This window comes from Variovorax sp. PDC80 (assembly GCF_900115375.1).
Taxonomy (GTDB): Bacteria; Pseudomonadota; Gammaproteobacteria; order Burkholderiales; family Burkholderiaceae_C; genus Variovorax.
The window spans coordinates 410628-426018 of the sequence record NZ_FOWG01000006.1; the positions used below are offsets into that span (position 1 = coordinate 410628).

Annotated in this window: 17 protein-coding genes, 1 pseudogene and 1 riboswitch; of the genes and pseudogenes, 11 read left to right on the plus strand and 7 right to left on the minus strand. The window is 67.5% G+C overall.

Going from position 1 to position 15391, the window contains the following annotated elements:
- Positions 1-20 precede the first annotated feature (20 nt).
- Positions 21-311 carry a hypothetical protein gene (locus BM109_RS19790; protein WP_177239394.1) on the minus strand — a complete coding sequence of 97 codons (291 nt, stop codon included), beginning with the start codon at positions 309-311 and terminating at the stop codon, positions 21-23.
- 164 nt (positions 312-475) lie between these two features.
- Between BM109_RS19790 and BM109_RS19795 the strand changes: the two genes are divergently transcribed.
- Complete coding sequence (locus BM109_RS19795) at positions 476-973, plus strand: arsenate reductase ArsC (RefSeq protein WP_093345891.1); 498 nt, start codon at positions 476-478, stop codon at positions 971-973.
- Positions 974-988: 15 nt separating this feature from the next.
- On the opposite strand, the gene BM109_RS19800 is transcribed toward BM109_RS19795, so the two are convergent.
- Positions 989-1237, minus strand: a complete 249-nt coding sequence (locus tag BM109_RS19800; protein WP_093345893.1) for a hypothetical protein — start codon at positions 1235-1237, stop codon at positions 989-991.
- 180 nt (positions 1238-1417) lie between these two features.
- On the opposite strand from BM109_RS19800, the gene BM109_RS19805 reads away from it, so the two are divergent.
- The 5 genes from BM109_RS19805 to BM109_RS19825 all read left to right on the plus strand — a co-directional run bounded on the left by BM109_RS19805 (position 1418) and on the right by BM109_RS19825 (position 6835).
- Positions 1418-1729, plus strand: a complete 312-nt coding sequence (locus tag BM109_RS19805) for a hypothetical protein (RefSeq protein WP_093345896.1) — start codon at positions 1418-1420, stop codon at positions 1727-1729.
- Between the two features lie 291 nt (positions 1730-2020).
- Positions 2021-2704, plus strand: coding sequence for a response regulator transcription factor (locus tag BM109_RS19810; protein WP_093345898.1), 684 nt, complete (start codon positions 2021-2023; stop codon positions 2702-2704).
- Between the two features lie 47 nt (positions 2705-2751).
- Positions 2752-4524, plus strand: coding sequence for an ATP-binding response regulator (locus BM109_RS19815; RefSeq protein ID WP_093346191.1), 1773 nt, complete (start codon positions 2752-2754; stop codon positions 4522-4524).
- A gap of 111 nt (positions 4525-4635) precedes the next feature.
- Positions 4636-5991, plus strand: coding sequence for an NHL repeat-containing protein (locus tag BM109_RS19820; RefSeq protein WP_093345901.1), 1356 nt, complete (start codon positions 4636-4638; stop codon positions 5989-5991).
- A gap of 90 nt (positions 5992-6081) precedes the next feature.
- A riboswitch (yybP-ykoY riboswitch) is annotated at positions 6082-6251 on the plus strand.
- 11 nt (positions 6252-6262) lie between these two features.
- The gene (locus BM109_RS19825; protein ID WP_093345903.1) at positions 6263-6835 is read left to right on the plus strand and encodes a TMEM165/GDT1 family protein; all 573 of its coding nucleotides are present in this window, start codon (positions 6263-6265) and stop codon (positions 6833-6835) included.
- An 18-nt stretch (positions 6836-6853) separates the two neighbouring features.
- On the opposite strand, the gene BM109_RS19830 is transcribed toward BM109_RS19825, so the two are convergent.
- Both BM109_RS19830 and BM109_RS19835 read right to left on the minus strand, forming a co-directional pair.
- Positions 6854-7843 (minus strand): tripartite tricarboxylate transporter substrate-binding protein, encoded by a 990-nt coding sequence (locus tag BM109_RS19830; RefSeq protein ID WP_093345906.1) that lies wholly within the window; start codon positions 7841-7843, stop codon positions 6854-6856.
- A gap of 76 nt (positions 7844-7919) precedes the next feature.
- Complete coding sequence (locus BM109_RS19835) at positions 7920-9413, minus strand: alpha/beta hydrolase family protein (protein WP_093345909.1); 1494 nt, start codon at positions 9411-9413, stop codon at positions 7920-7922.
- A gap of 199 nt (positions 9414-9612) precedes the next feature.
- On the opposite strand from BM109_RS19835, the gene BM109_RS19840 reads away from it, so the two are divergent.
- Positions 9613-10416: an IclR family transcriptional regulator gene (locus tag BM109_RS19840; protein WP_093345911.1), complete on the plus strand. Its 804-nt coding sequence runs from the start codon at positions 9613-9615 to the stop codon at positions 10414-10416.
- Between the two features lie 30 nt (positions 10417-10446).
- Positions 10447-10794, plus strand: a complete 348-nt coding sequence (locus BM109_RS19845; RefSeq protein ID WP_093345914.1) for an SDR family oxidoreductase — start codon at positions 10447-10449, stop codon at positions 10792-10794.
- Here BM109_RS19845 and BM109_RS19850 read toward each other — a convergent pair.
- Positions 10712-11644: an alpha/beta hydrolase gene (locus BM109_RS19850; RefSeq protein ID WP_093345916.1), complete on the minus strand. Its 933-nt coding sequence runs from the start codon at positions 11642-11644 to the stop codon at positions 10712-10714. The two genes, BM109_RS19845 and BM109_RS19850, sit on opposite strands and share 83 nt — an antisense overlap.
- A 620-nt stretch (positions 11645-12264) precedes the next feature.
- Between BM109_RS19850 and BM109_RS40785 the strand changes: the two genes are divergently transcribed.
- Together BM109_RS40785 and BM109_RS40790 are read left to right on the plus strand one after the other, a co-directional pair.
- On the plus strand, positions 12265-13281 hold the full coding sequence (locus BM109_RS40785; protein WP_143129203.1) for a hypothetical protein: 1017 nt from the start codon (positions 12265-12267) through the stop codon (positions 13279-13281).
- Between the two features lie 67 nt (positions 13282-13348).
- Positions 13349-13447 (plus strand): annotated as a pseudogene (locus tag BM109_RS40790) (IS5/IS1182 family transposase); the annotation flags it as partial.
- A gap of 36 nt (positions 13448-13483) precedes the next feature.
- Here BM109_RS40790 and BM109_RS19855 read toward each other — a convergent pair.
- Together BM109_RS19855 and BM109_RS19860 are read right to left on the minus strand one after the other, a co-directional pair.
- Positions 13484-13867, minus strand: a complete 384-nt coding sequence (locus tag BM109_RS19855) for a MerR family transcriptional regulator (protein WP_093345918.1) — start codon at positions 13865-13867, stop codon at positions 13484-13486.
- A gap of 35 nt (positions 13868-13902) precedes the next feature.
- Positions 13903-14280, minus strand: a complete 378-nt coding sequence (locus BM109_RS19860) for a tautomerase family protein (RefSeq protein ID WP_093345920.1) — start codon at positions 14278-14280, stop codon at positions 13903-13905.
- Between the two features lie 88 nt (positions 14281-14368).
- Here BM109_RS19860 and BM109_RS19865 point away from each other — a divergent pair, with 88 nt between their 5' ends.
- A complete protein-coding gene (locus tag BM109_RS19865) occupies positions 14369-15226 on the plus strand; it encodes a LysR family transcriptional regulator (protein ID WP_093345923.1) in 858 nt (285 codons plus the stop codon).
- Positions 15227-15391 lie beyond the last annotated feature (165 nt).

Below are 15391 nucleotides of genomic sequence, written 5' to 3' on the forward strand. Positions count from 1 at the left end.
GGGGCGCGGGAGCGGGCCGCTTACTTGTCGGCGTGCTCATCCTTGGCTTCTTCGCCGTCCTCGGCCGATTCTTCCTCCGACTCCTCTTCTTCCTCTTCCGATTCCTCGAAGTACTCGGGGATCGGCTGCTCGGCCAGCGCCTTCGCGAGCTGCAGGCGGAACTCGGCCAGCGCCTTGGCCGACTTGGCGATGTCCTTCGCGCCCTGGTCGGCGATCTTCTCGACCAGCAGGGCCGGTTCTTCCGACAGGATGATCTCGATGTAGTGGTCGGCGAGTTCGGCGGCGGCGATGAGCTTGGCGTCGGTGGACATGCGGTACTTTCGGTGAAGTGGAGAAAGACGCCATCGTGCGCAGCGAAGGTGACGCCGGCACTACACACGCCGGCGCGGGGGTGTCATGCGTGCGTCATCGGAAGCGGCGTCAATGCCCGGGTCCGCAACAAACCGGGCCGCGACGCGCGGCCTCGCGCCACGCCATGAATCCCGGCCATCCCGTCCACGTCCTGTTCCTCTGCAACAGCAATGCCGCGCGCAGCCTGATCGCCGAATCGCTGCTCAACCAACTGGGCCACGGCCGCTTCGTCGCGCACTCCGCGGGCCATGCGCCCACGTCCGACGGCCAGGCCGATCCGCGCACGCTCGAGGCGCTGCGTGGCGCGGGTCTGCCGACCGAAGGACTGCGCAGCAAGAGCTGGGAAGAATTCGGCGCGGCCTCGGCCCCGCACATGGACCTCGTGGTCACGCTCTGCGACGAATCCGCGGGCGAGACCTGCCCGGTCTGGCCCGGCCAGCCCGCCTCGGCGCACTGGTCGCATCCCGACCCGCGCGCACCGGGCGCGGAGCTTGGCGACGACGCCTTCGTGCAGACCATGCATGCGATCCGCCGGCACGTGGAACTGCTGGTCAACCTGCCCGACGAACGCATCGACCGCCTCGTGATCGAGGCGGAGGCGCGTCAGATCGGGACGTCTTGAGCCGCTCGCGTGGGCTCAGCCTTCGCGGCGGTAGAGCGCCCACCTGACGGTCAGAACGTCAGCGGCGATCTTGGCGGCGTTGGCGCCCGCGTAGTCCTGCGTGGGGTCGAACTCGAAGCCCTGGCGGTAGCGCACCACCTGCCCGTAGTCCCGGTCGAACACCATCGGCCCGGTCAGTTCGGCGGGATCGGTGCCGGACGGAACGGCCATGAATTTCTCGGGATCGGTGACGCTTTGGTAGAGATCGACGCTGAGCTGGGACATGGTTTTTTTCCTCGAGGTCTTGGTCGGAAGAATGATCGGCCCCCGGCGCGGGTGGCGGGCAGTCCTCCACCGGCAGGCCGAGTCGGCAATGGCCTACAGAACACGCACGGTCCGATCGATACGGTGTATCAAGGCGTAGATGATTGCGACTGCGCCCAACTTCTTCGCTGGGGAACAAGCATGCAAGACAACCGGGACGCCGCCTTCGCGGCATGGGTGGGCGCCGAAGACGCGGCCCAGGCGGCCATTCACGTGCTGCACCAGCGAACGCGCGGCGGCCGCATGAAGGTCGCACCCCAGGAGATCGAACAGATCGCGCGCCTGCGCAAGGAGGCCGACGTGCGCTTCGCCGCGGTGTGGGGCGCGCTCGGCACGACAGCGTCCGCACCCGAGGCCTTGCCCGAGCCGCTGCCGCGCGTGGAGCGGCCGCAGCGCATCGTGGTGGGACCACGTTCCGCGCAGGGGCAGGCACTGCCTTCGATCGCGATCTGAGCGCGGGCCGCTTTGCGCGGCACTCATGAGCCGAGGCGTCCAGAAGAGCTATCTCTTCTTGCGTAGGTGAGCGCGTTTGCGTGGCGAATGAGCCCGCAGAAGACCGGAATCCTCGATGCGGTCGCTCCTTTTCGACGTGCAGCAGGACTGGCGACGACACCAGCGAGGATCGCGCAATATCCCAAAGGGCGAGTCCCTTGCCGACAGCGCCATTCGCTCCCCGCACAGCAGCGGTTTTCATGACTTTGGTCATTTCGTTTTTCGCTCGAGGCAGCACTAAGATGCCCGCCCATGGCCCACGCCACACCCCTGTCACCGCATGCCGCGCCGCTGCGCAGCGAAGCCGGCCTGCCCCTGCCGGCGCGCGGCATCCTGGTGGTCGACGACCATGAGCTGGTGCGCCTGGGCCTGCGCGCGCTGCTGCTCGCGGAGACCGGCAGCGTGCCGGTGTACGAGGCGCGCTGCCTCGCCGACGCCTTGCACCTCTACGCGCTCCATGAGGCCGCGCACCACCTGGTGCTGCTCGATCTCGACCTGCCCGACTCGCAGGGGCTGGACACCCTGGTGCGCTTCCGGCGCGCCTTTCCTTCCTCGCCCGTGATCGTGCTCTCGGGCAAGGACAGCCATGCGCTGATGCATGGCGCGATGGCGCTCGGTGCGCAGGCCTTCCTGCCCAAGACCGGCCACCTGGGCGAGGTGCTGCGCTACGTGAGGGACAACGACCTGATCGGCCTGCCGGCCCGGCCTTCGACGACCTCGAGCAGCGCGCCCACGACGCCGGCGCGCGCCGAGTCGCAGCCGCAGCTCAATGCGCGCCAGGTCGAGATCCTCGACTGGCTGCTGGCCGGCAAGTCGAACAAGGAGATCGCGCAGCTGTCGCACCTGACCGAGGGCACGGTCAAGAACCATGTGTCCACCTTGCTGCTGCTGTTCGGCATGCGCTCGCGAGCCCAGCTCATCAGCAGCCTTCGGTAAGCTCTCCACGCCATGCGGCCTTCGATGGAGATGCCCGCATGCTCGCGATGACTGACGCGCCCCCGCCCGAACTGGCCCGGCGGGTGCTGCGCGAACAGGTGGCGGCGGTCCATGCGAATGCGCCGGCCGCCTATCTCGCGGACATGCTCACGGCCCAGGCGCTGGGCATCGGCCTGTTCGTGGCCACCTGGCGCTGGCAGGTGCTGCTGTGGATGGCGCTGCACCTGGCATTGACGCTGCGACGCGCCTACCGGCGCTACCGGCGCAGCCCCGATGCGGCCGAGCATCCCGAGTACTGGGCGCGCTTCAATGCGCGCAACGTGCTGCTGCGCTCCTGCGTCTGGGGCCTCGCGCCCTGGCTGTGCGTGCCGCCGGGGCGCAACCTCGGGCTCTGGGTCATGGTCATCGTCATGATGATGGGCGGCTGCGCGGGCGGTGCGCTGTCGCTGGCGGTTCTCAAGCGCAACATCCCGCGCTTCATCGTGCCCAGCATGGCGAGCCTGACCCTGGCGCTGGCCTGGCGCGGCGACACGGTGCACCTGTTCCTGGCCACCGGTTGCCTGCTCTACATGTGCGTGATGATCACCTTCGCGCTGCAGCACCATCGGCTGCTGACGGCCTCGCTGACCATGCGTTTCGAGAAGGAGGCGCTGGCCGAGCAGCTGAGCCACCAGATCGCCGCGACCCAGCGCGCCAGCGAGGAGAAGACGCGCTTTCTCGCCGCGGCGAGCCACGACCTGCGCCAGCCCCTGCATGCGATCGCGCTGTTCGGTGCGGTGATCGAGAAGAAGCTGCAGGGCAGCGAGGAATGGGACCACGCGGTGCGGCTGATGGATGCGGTCGGAACGCTCGGCGATTCGCTCGATACCTTGCTGGACATCTCGCGGCTGGACGCCGGCGAGGTGGCACCGCGGATCCGGCCGGTGGAGCTCAATCCGCTGTTCCTCGCGCTCAACAACGTGTTCGCGGCGCAGGCGGCCGGCAGGGACCTGCAACTCCGATTGCGCGCCACGCCGTGCTGGGTGCTGAGCGACCCGCAGCTGTTGCAGCGGCTGCTCTCGAATCTCGTGGACAACGCGCTCAAGTACACGCCGCGCGGCGGCGTGGTGGTGGCCGCCCGTGCGCGCGGGCCGCTGGTGTGGATCGACGTCTGCGACACCGGCATCGGCATCTCGCCCGAGCACCTGGGCCGCATCTTCGACGAGTTCTACCAGGTCGACAATCCGGGCCGCGATCGCGCGCAGGGGCTGGGCATCGGCCTGTCGATCGTGCAGCGGCTCTCGCGCCTGCTGGCGCATCCGCTGCAGGTGCATTCGCGCCCGCAGCGCGGCAGCCGCTTCCGCATGGTGCTGCCGGCGGTGTCGGCCTCGGGTGTCGCGCCGTCCATCGCGCGCCCCGACGCCGTCCTGCCCTTGCCGCGGCGCGTGCTGCTGATCGACGACGAGGCGCCGATCCGCCAGGCCGTGACCGGGCTGCTGCAGGCCCATCGCGTGGCCATCGACGCGGTGGCCAGCGAGGCCGAAGCCGAGGCCGTGCTGGCGCAGGCCGCGCAGGCAAACGCCCCGGTCGACGTGCTGCTGTGCGACGTGCGCCTGGCCGATGGCGCCGACGGCCTGGCCGTGGCGCAGCGGCTGCGCGCGCGCTTCGGCCCCGGCTTGCAGGTGCTGCTGATCACCGGGGAAACCGCGCCGCGGCGGCAGCAGCAGATGCACGACGCGGGCCTGCAGGTGCTGCTCAAGCCGGTGGCGGCCGACAGGCTGCTGCAGGCCCTCGCAGCGCTGACGCGACACGAAACGACGCCCGTCCGCAGGCACGCCTGAGCGTCTTTTTTTCCGCCGAAAGTCGATGACCTTCGACACTAGATCGCAGGTGTCGCCATCCCTACCGTGGAGGCCTTCTCATCCACTCACTTGAAAGAAGGAAGGCCTCTCATGAACACCCGTCTTGCCGTTTGCCGTGCAGCGCGCACACCCGTCGCGTTGCTGGTCATGAATCTCGTGCTGGTGGCCTGCGGGGGGGGCGGCGGTGGCGGGGGCTTTGCCGGCTTCCCGGTCGCTCCCGCTCCCGCGCCTGCCGCGCAGACACCTCCGCCGGCACCCGCTCCAGCCGCGGCCTCGATCACGACGCAGCCCTCGAACACCACCGTGGGCCAGGGCGTGTCCGCCACCTTGAAGGTGCAGGCCGTGCACGCCACGGCCTACCAGTGGCAACGCAGCACCGACGGCGGTGCCCACTGGAGCGATGTCGCCGGTGCCACAAGCGACAGCTTCCGCACGGCCGCCAGCCTGTTGACCGACAGCGGCCAGCAACTGCGCGTGCGGGTGACGGGCGCCAAGGGCAGCGTGACCAGCAACGCCGCCACGTTGACGGTCAAGCCCTGGGTCGCCACCGTGCTGGCGACGACGGGCGTGAGCTACAGCAGCCCCTATCAGCTCGCGCTCGATGCGAGCGGCGCGAAGCTCTACGTGGCCATGGGCGGCAATGGCTCCGTCTATCGGATCGACACCGCCAGCGGCAGCGGTGCCGAGGTGACGCCGGGGACGACGATGAACATGCCCGCGGGCCTGGCACTGGCGGCCGACGGCACCCTCTACGTGAGCGACCAGCATCGCATCAGCAAGATCGCGCCCGGCGCCACGACCGCCAGCACCTGGGTCGGCACCGGCAGCAGCGGATACGCCGACAGCCCGGCCACCGCGATGTTCAACAACCCCACCGGCATCGCGCTCGACAGCGCGGGCAACCTCTTCGTGGCGGACACGGAGAACAAGCGCGTGCGCAAGGTCGCGCCCGACGGCACCACGAGCACGCTCGCGGGCGACGGCACGCAGGCCTACCTCGACGGCGTCGGCGTGGCCGCCCAGTTCGCGCGCCCGCAGGGCCTGGCGCTCAGTCGCGATGGCAAGACGCTCTACGACACCGACACCGACAGTCCCTGCCTGCGCAAGATCGACGTGGCCAGCGCCACGGTGAGCACGCTGCTGGGCGATTGCGCCAACGGCAACGCGGGCGCGGGCGTGGTCGACGGAACGGTGGCCACGCCGGCCAAGCTCGGCTATTCGTACGGCGTGGCGGTGGATGCGCACGACAACGTGTTCCTGACCCACGCCTGGGATGGCGTGGCGCGCGTGGTCACGCCCGCGGGCGAGATCAGCACCCTGCAGGACGGCACCGGCGCGCCGATCGCCTTCAACTTCCCGATCGGCGTGGCGGTGGCCGCCGACGGCACCGTCTACGTGGGCGCGAACCACGGCAACCAGATCCTCAAGCTCACGCTCGCGCCCTGAGCGGGCATGCCCGGTAATGCAACTCGCTCTCGACACGGGGACATTCGTCGAAAAGACGAGGGCGATTCGGCGCTCGCCCCTAAGATCGCGCCCTCAGTCATTGGGGAGTAGCTGACCTGCGCAACGCAGGAGCCCGCGTCAACACACTTGGCCTTCGGCCATGGCGCGAGCAGCTTTAGAGCCTGGCAAGACCTTTGACCACGTCACCTCGGTATGGGCCGGGAAGTGGCGTGGTCTTCGCGTCGCTGGCCCAGGGAGTTCTCTTTTCATCATGGAAGCCTTACTCGTATCCACGGGCGTGGTCGCGCTCGGGGAAATGGGCGACAAGACCCAACTGCTCGCGATCATCCTGGCCGCGACCTTTCGCAAACCCTGGCAGATCGTGGCGGGCATCTTCACCGCCACCGTCGTCAACCACGCGGCCGCGGGCGCGCTCGGCGGCTGGGTGGCCCAGGCCATGGGGCCGAACATCCTGCGCTGGGTGATCGGCGCCTCGTTCCTGGCCATGGCCGCGTGGATGCTGATCCCCGACAAGATCGACGACGACGCCGCGAAGACCAAGAGCCGTTTCGGCGCCTTCGGCACCACGGTCATCACCTTCTTCCTCGCGGAGATGGGCGACAAGACGCAGATCGCGACCGTGGCGCTGGCCGCGCGCTATCCCGACGTGGTGCAGGTCGTGATCGGCACCACGCTGGGCATGATGCTGGCCGACGCGCCCGCGGTCTTCCTCGGCGAGAAGATCGCGGCCAAGGTCTCGATGCGGCTGGTGCACGGCGTGGCCGCCGTCATCTTCGGCGTGCTGGGGCTGCTGACGCTGTTCAACGTCGGCAACCTGTTCTGAGCGCCGGCGGGCGGCCGCCTATTTGGCGGCGGCCGCCGTGCCCAGGCCCAGCTTGTCGATCACGGCCTTCTCGGTCTTCATGGTGCGCACCGCGTACTGCTTGTAGGCCGCGCTGTCCATGTAGAAGGTCTCCATGTCGAACTTGGCGAGCGACTCCTGGTAGTTGGGCATCTCCATCGCCTTCTTGAAGGCGTCGTGCAGGATCGCGACCACCTTCGGGTTCGCGCCCTTGGGCAGCACCAGGCCGAAAGGCGAGGCCTGCACCATGTCGATGCCCGACTCCTTGAGCGTGGGCGCGTTCGGGTACTTCTTCGAGCGCTGCTCGCCCCAGGTCGACAGCAGCCGTAGCTTGCCCTGGTCGACATAGGGGCCCCAGCCCGGCGTGTCGGCCACCGACATCACGTGGCCGCCGAGCACCGCCTGCAACGATTCGGAGTTGCCCTTGTAGGGCACGTGATTGAACTCCACGCCGGCCTGGATCGCGATCGCTTCCATCGTCAGGTGCAAGGTGGTGAGCGCGCCCGGCGTGCCGTAGCTCAGGCGGCCCGGGTTGGCCTTGGCATAGGCGAGGTACTCGCGCATCGACTTGATCGGCGAATCGGCGGGCACCACCAGGCCGAAGGAATAGCCGGCGAGGCCGATCACGTAGCTCAGGTCGTTGGCCGGGTCCCAGTTGAGCTTGGTGGTGTAGGGCAGGCGGAACACCGGCAGCGGCACCTGCGCGAGCGTGTAGCCGTCGGGCGCGGTGGCCTGCATGGTCTGCGCGGGCAGCACGCCGCCGGCGCCGGGCTTGTTCTCGATGATCACCGGCTGGCCGAGGATCTTCGAGGCGTTCTCGGCCAGCACGCGGAAGGGCACGTCGGTCGAGCCGCCGGCGGTGAAGCCGATCAGCACGCGGATCGGCCGCACCGGAAAGGCATCGGACTGCGCGAAGGCGGGAGCGGCGGCGAGGCCGGCGGCCAGCAGCAGGGCGTGCAGCGCACGGCGGGTGAGAGTGGGTTGTTTCATGGAAGGACGTGCGAACGAAGAAAGCGGGAAGGGCGGTGCGGCCGCCCCGCGAACGGGACGGGCCGCACCGGCGCCGTCAGGGCGCGGGACAGCCGCCGCGGCTGGCCGAGGAGAACTTGCAGCCGTAGTCGGCGCGCGCCACGGTCGCGGCGTCGAGCACCTCGTCGCCGGCCGGCTTCACGCCGTTCTGCTCCCAGTTCGTCATCGCGTCGAAGGCCTGGGTCTGTTCCTCGGTCGTGAAGTCGCAGTGGCTGATGCCGCGGATCGCGCGCTGCACGAGCCACTTCGAGGTGCCCAGCGCATCGGCGCGGCGCTTGTAGATCTGCTCCATGCTGAACGGCACGTAGACGTCGCCCAGCGTGTGGATGGTCACCACCGGCACGTCGATGCGCGCATTGGACTTGGGGAACCAGCGCAGGCCGTCGCGCCGCAGCCGGTTGGCCTCGGGGTCGGCATGCAGGCGGTAGGCGCCCTGGTTGAAGGTGACTTCCTCCGGGCTTTGCGCCGGGTCGTTGTCGAGCTGGTAGACGATGCCGGTGGTGTCGTAGCCGTCGCGGTTGAGGATGCCGTTGATGGTGCCGTCGCGGCCGAAGGTGCCCCACACGGTGGCGTTCATGCTGCCCGCGAAGCCGGCATCGAACATCGGGCGCTCGCCACCCGTGAGGTTCTTGACGATGGCCTTGTACTTCTCGCCCTGCGCGGTCGTCGCGCTCGGGAATCTCGTGAACAGCGCGGCACGCACCGTGGGCAGCAGGTCGTTCCAGTTGCTCACGGGCCAGCCGTTGACGGGCAGGCCCGCCAGCTGCTGCGCCGCGATCTGCGAGGCGCCGAAGTAGTTGTAGAGCTCGGTGTCGCCGAGCACGCCGCACATCGGCACCGCGCCCGCATAGCGCACCTTGTGGTTGGCCGTCTCCGTCGCCTCGGCATCGACCGCGGCCGCGGCCACGTGGCCGCCGAGCGACTGGCCGACGATGTAGGTCTTGCGCGGCGCATCGAGCGTGCGGCCGTTCTGCGAGGCGATGCGCTGGAAGGCCAGCGCGAGCGCGTTGGTGTCCTCGACGCCGGCGCGCACGTCGTAGTAGTTCTTGGTGTAGCTCGACGCGGCCCAGGCATAGCCCTGGCCGATCAGGTGCGCGCGGATCGTGGGATCGCTGACGCTCACCACCGGGCCCGTGCCGCCGTAGCCGTGCGCGTACATCACGAGCATGCCGTTCCAGTTCTTCGGCACTTCGACGCGGTAGCCCGCGCCCTCGAGCACGCCCCACCAGCGGTCGGTGTCGGGCGCGCCCGAGATGGCCGCGAACGGCAGCTTGGTCTCGTCGACCGTGAACTGGCGGCCGTCCTGCGCACGCGTTTCCTCGGGCTCGGGTGCGGCCGGGGGCGGCGGTGCCGGGGGATTGCCGGCGCCCGCGCCGCCTGCACCGGCCTGTTGCGCGGCAATCGCGGCGGCCAGCGCCGCGGCGCTGGCGCCCGACGAATCGCCGCCACCGCCGCCGCATGCGGCCAGCGTCGCGGCGGCGATGAGCGAGAGAAGGGTGGCGCGGCGGCCCGGATGGCGATGGAACTTCACGAGATGTCTCCTGCGTGTGGGGATGGGTTCCGCGTGAATCTTTTTAATTTCGTTCAGCGGAATTAGATTTATGGAACGTTCTTTCGAACGACGGCGAGTATCTTTCCGCTCGCGTTTCTCTCGTATAGGGAATTCCATGAACCGTTTTCAACTGCTGAAAATATAATTCCGTCCAACGAAATTAAATTGAGAGAAGCGCATGGGCCGCACCAAGCAGATCGACTTCGAGGAGGGTGCCGACAGCCCGCGCTTCGTGACCGCGCTGGCGCGCGGGCTGGACATCCTGGCCGCCTGGGGCCCCGACGAGAAATGGCTCACCAGCACCGAGCTCGCGCGCCGCACCGGCCTGCCCAAGCCCACGATCGCGCGCCTCGCCTACACCCTCGTCGTGGCGGGCTACCTGCGCCACTCGCGCGAGACCGGCAAGTACGCGCATGGCGACAGCCTGGTCGCGCTCGGCATCACGATGGTGTCGAACCTCAAGCTGCGGCGCATTGCGCGGCCCTACATGCAGGACCTGGCCGACCGCTACGACGCCTCGGTGTCGCTCGGCATCCGCAACGGGCTGTCGATGCTCTACGTGGAGAACTGCCGCTCGAGCGCGCCGCTGTCGCTGGGCCTGGACATCGGTTCGCGGCTGCCCGTGGCGCTGTCCGCGATGGGGCACGCCTACCTCTGCGCGCTCGATGCGAAAGAGCGCGAGCGGCTGCTGGGCGAGATCCGCCTGGCCGACCGCGAGCGCTGGCCGCAGACGCAGCAGGCGATCGAGACCTCGCTCGCCCACTGGCGCGAGCGCGGCTTCACGATGGTCGTGCGCGGCTGGGAGAGCGACATCAGCGGCGTGGGCGCGGCCATCCGGCAGGCCGACGGCAACGTCGTGACCTTCAACGTCGGCGGCTCGGCGAGCCGCTTCGGCCGCGAGCTGCTCGAGCAGGACATCGGCCCGCAGCTAGCACGCATGGTCAAGGTGCTCGAGTCCTTCGTGCGCGTAGACGACAACTGAGCGGGCGTTGCCCGCGGTGCGCGCTCAGGCGTGCCCGGCCAGTATCCGTTCGCGAGCGCGACCACGCGTGTCGTGACACCGGGCGTCGCGCCCTGTGCCGCCTTCAAGTGCGGGCTGCAAGTGCTCACGCGCTGCATGGCCAAGGAGTTTGGCGCGCATGGCATCCGCGCCAATGCCGTTTCGCCGGGCGCCATCCGCACGGACATGACCAGCGACGCGCTCGACCAGAGCCCCGGCTTCGAAACCCAGCTCGCCGCGCAGACCGCGCTCGGCCGCATCCGCGGGCCTGAGGCCGCTACGCCGCGAACAGCGTGGGCCGCAGCGCCCGCGCGGCATCGGCCAGCGCCTCGCGCGTGGCGTCGAAGGGCCAGCGCATGAACTCGTGGATCATGCCGTCGTAGCGCTTCACGCTGACCGGCACGCCAGCCTCGCGCAGCCGCTCGCCGTAGGCTTCGCCCTCGTCGCGCAGCGCATCGAACTCGGCCGTGACGATATGGGCCGGTGGCAGTCCGCGCAGGTCCCCGGCCAGCAGCGGCGAGACCAGCGCATGGGTCTTCAGTGCCGCGTCGCCGAGGTAGTGGTCCATGAACCAGTGCTGCATCTCGCGGCCGATGTTGCCGTACTGCCCCGCATAGGCCTGGATCGAGGTGTTGATGCGGCGGAAATCGACATCGGGATAGATCAGCAGCTGGTGCGCGATCCGCGGTCCCGCGGCATCGCGCGCCTTCAGCGCGACCACCGCCGCGAGGTTGCCGCCGGCGCTGTCGCCCGCGACCGCGAGCCGATGCCCGTCGGCCCCGAGCTGCGCCGCATGCTCGGCCACCCAGGCGGTGGCCGCGAAGGCCGCGTCGACACCGGCCGGGAACCTGTGCTCGGGCGCCAGCGGATAGGCCACCGAGACCACGACCGCCTGCGTCGCCACGGCGAGCGAGCGCGCGAGGCCGTCGTGCGTGTCGAGGTCGCCGAGCACGAAGCCGCCGCCGTGGAAGAACACGATGACCGGCAGCACCTGCTGCGGCGATGGGTGATAGATGCGCACGTCGAGCGGCCCGGCCGCGGTGTCGATGCGCCGGTCGGCGACCGAGGCCACCGGCGCGCCGGGCGGCAGGGCCGCGAGCATGCGGCGCATGCCCTGTCGGATCGCGTCGGGCGCGAGCGTGTGCATGTCGGAGAAGCGAGTGGCGGCGAGGCGATCCAGATGCGCCAGGGCCTGGGGATGAAGCGGCATGTCCTGTCTTCCGGTGGTGAAGGGGAGAGCCAATCTACGACTTGAACTTCGGTTCAAGTCAAGCGCTTCTTCGAGGTCTTAGCTAACGATGGGCTGCATGTGGCCGGAATCGGCTGCGAAGGTAAGTGATGGCAAGGATTGAATGGGTGAAGACGCGGCTAGACAACTGGGCGCGCTGGCAGTGCAGCCAGCAGGCAAACGGGCTCGGATTCGCGTCTTAGGCAGCGTTCCTGAACGAGCATCCAGGATGCTGAGCGTCAGGCGCAGATACCAGTCGATGTAATCGAGGCGTCGCTGACTCACGAAGGGGTTGAGTCCTTGAGGCACGAGCGTCCCCATGTTTACGCTGTGCTTTGGTGCATGTATCCGTTCGGGCTGGGCGTCATTGGGACTAGTCGTCGACTCGATTACGGTCGCGCCAATGCCTATGCCCTGCTTGAGGTTGGTGACCGACTGATGGCCAGTGGTATGCCGCGCGGGCAGCGCGATCACGACAGAATGCCGAGCCTTATCGAAGTCACCTCGAGAGGCGTGAGGCTAACAACGAGCTTCGGAAAACGCGGGTGGCGGATGGCGATGATTTCAAGTAAAAGCAGTTTGAGTCTGGAGAGGAGAATCCATTGTCAATTGTTTTGGACACGATGACGCCGGAGCAGCGTCGGCGTCAGCGCACGCGTAGGTTGCTGATAATCATGCTGATAGCCGGCTTGATGCTTGTCTTAGTCGGCCTGTATTCTGGCGGGGCTGTAAAAATTTCAACTTGGTCCAAATCTGGAGGGGCAGAGCCGCCCCCGGTCCAAGCTGCCCTGTTAGTTGCGGGCTTTAGCACATTTATCATTGCTCTTGCTTTTTCGATACTTGCGTATTTAAGGCCGGTCTTTACGGACGTTGTGCTTACGGGATTGCCTTCAGCTTATTTGCAATCAAAGCTTTACTCTGACGGCGACTATGATAATTCGCTCAAGGCGTTGCGAATTCAACTAGCTGACATTCAAAAGCGAGTGTATAACGATAGAACGGGTGATGCAAAATCTGTTGCTGAGGCACTCAGGCCTTCAGTGCAAGACGCAATTTTGCAGAGTCTTGAATCCCGATACGCTACTGAAGTTCTTGACGCAGACAGACTTGCTCAAGTTCGAGGCGTCTACGTTTCGTTGGAAAATAGAATTCGACTTGAAATCGAATCATTGGGATTGAAGGGAAATATAAATCTTACGATTGGGGTGATAACCACTCTGTTGGCGGTCGGAACGCTAACTGTTATGGTGTTTACAAGCAATCGAGATTTTAAAAATCTCATCGATGTGGCCTCCCACTATGTTCCGCGTTTGGCGTTGGTTGTATTTATTGAAATTTTTTCTTTCTTTTTTCTAAGACTCTATCGCTCGACACTAGATGAGATTCGTCGATATCAGGAAAAGCTTAACGACGCTGCTACGCAGCGAGTTGCTCTCGAGCTCGCATGGGCGCTGAACGACCCAGCACTCAAGGCAGACATATCGAAAGCATTGATAGTCTCTAGGCCCCAACCATCCAGTCCGACCGGGCCAGACGATCTTGATGTCAACGCTGTCGTTCGAGCAGTGGGTCAATTGTCGAAACTCATGCCTGCCGCTGGGGGATCGAAGACAGGCTAGGGATGGTCTGCACAACTCAAGCGCTGGCCGAATCGCCTAATCAGTTGCCGCCTGCGATGATCTCGGCATAGGGCAACTCGGATTGGGCCCGAATCTGTCGACCAAGAAGATGCATAAGCGCGAGTTCTTGGAAGAGATGGAGCGCGTGGTGCCGCGGGCGGCGTTACGACCTGCGCGGCGCATCACGTTGTGCAGACCATCCCTAACGCACCAGCTCGCGGAAGTTGGCCTTGAACTTCGGGCATTCGACCAGCGAGGCATGCGTGCACACGGCCGCGTGCTTGAGGCTGTCGCGCATGGTCTGCAGCCGCTCGATCTCGTGGTCGAGCTCGGTGGCGCGCTTGGCCATGCTGCGGCGCAGCTCGACGTCCTTGGGCGTGGACGCGAGGAAGCGCCCGATCTGCGCGAGCGAGAAGCCGGCCGACTTCGCGCAATGGATCAGCGCCAGCCGCGCGACCACCTCGGGCCGGTAGGCGCGCCGCAGGCCGGTGCGGCCCGCGGACTCGATCAGTCCGCGCCGTTCATAGAAGCGCAGCGCCGAAGGCGCCAGGCCGGCGCGCCGCGCGACCTCTGCAATATCGAGCATGGGATGTCTCCATCGTGGATCTCGTCGGCCGGGCCTCAGGCGAATTGCGCGAGGCCATGGCCCACCGACCAATTCTCCTTCGGCGAGTCGACGATGTTCACGAACAGGTCTTCGCCGCGCAGGCCGGGGCTCTCGGCGAGCAGCTCCGCGAGCCGCCGGAACAGCGCCTGCTTCTGCTGCGCGCTGCGCGTGTCGAACACCGTGATCCTGATGTAGACCACGTCGTCGCTGCGCGTCACGCCGTAGGCGTTGCCGTGGCGGAAATTCGCGGGCTCGTGCTCGCTGAGCGTCATGAAGCGGTTGTCCTCGGACACGCCGAGCGCGTCGCTGAGCGCGCGGCCGAGGCCGTCGAGGATCGCCTTGCGATAGGCCTCGGGCTTGCCGGCGCGCAGGAAGACATGGCTGATGGGCATCGTGATTCCTTCAAGGGGGTGGTGATGTCGGACGATGCTAGTCATACGGAATTGCTATGGATATTTATATCAACGACAATTTTTTGAAATGGTTGCACGCCCCCTCGATCTCGATGCCGTCCTGGCCTTCATCCGCATCGTCGAGCTCGGCAGCTTCACGCTCGCGGCCGAGGCGCTGCAGACCACGCAGGCCGGCATCAGCCTCAAGCTCAAGCGGCTCGAGGAGCGGCTCGGCTGCCGGCTGGTGGAGCGCACGCCGCGGCACGTGGAGCTGTCGGCCAAGGGTGCGGCCTTTCTCGAGCACGCGCGCGAGCTGCTGGCGGTGCACGACCGCGCGCTCGGCGCCTTCGCGCAGGCGCGCCAACGGCTCACCATCGGCATCAGCGACCACGTGGCGGGCCCCGAGCTGCCCGCGCTGATCGCGCGCATGAACGCGCAGGACCCGCAGCTGCTGATCGAGATCCGCATCGGCTCGTCGGGCGAGCTGCTGCAGAGCTTCGACCGGCGCGAACTCGACACCGTGATCGTGCGCCTGCATGCGGGCCGCAACGACGGCGAACTGCTGGCCGAAGAGCGGTTCGGCTGGTTCGCGGCACCGACCTGGCAGCACCGCGCGGGCGAGCCGCTGCCGCTGGCCACCATGGCCGAGCCCTGCGGCGTGCGCGCGCTGGCCGCGCGGCTGCTCGACGAGGCGCGCGTGCCCTGGACCGAGGTCTTCGTCGGCGGTGGCGTCGCCGCCGTCGCGGCCGCCGTCATGGCCGGCCTCGGCGTGGCCGCGCTGGCGCCGCGCATGCTGCCCTTCGGCGCGGTCGACGTGGGCGCGCGGCTCGGGTTGCCCGAGTTGCCGCGCCTGCCGGTGCTGCTGCACACGCGCGTGGGGGAAGGGCGGCCGCGCGCGGCGCTCGAGGCGCTGTCGGTGGCGTTCCGCAGCGTGGTGCGAGGCTAGGGCCTGTTAACCCTATTCAAGGGGTCGCGAAGCTCGCCAGAGCCCGCCCATCAAGGCGCGTGACGACGCGTGTGCGTCCGCACACGCTAGGAACGCAACGCCGAGGGGCGGGCTCTGGCGAGCTTCCCCCCGGGTTGCCCCGCAAAGGGGCCGTCTGCGGCGTTG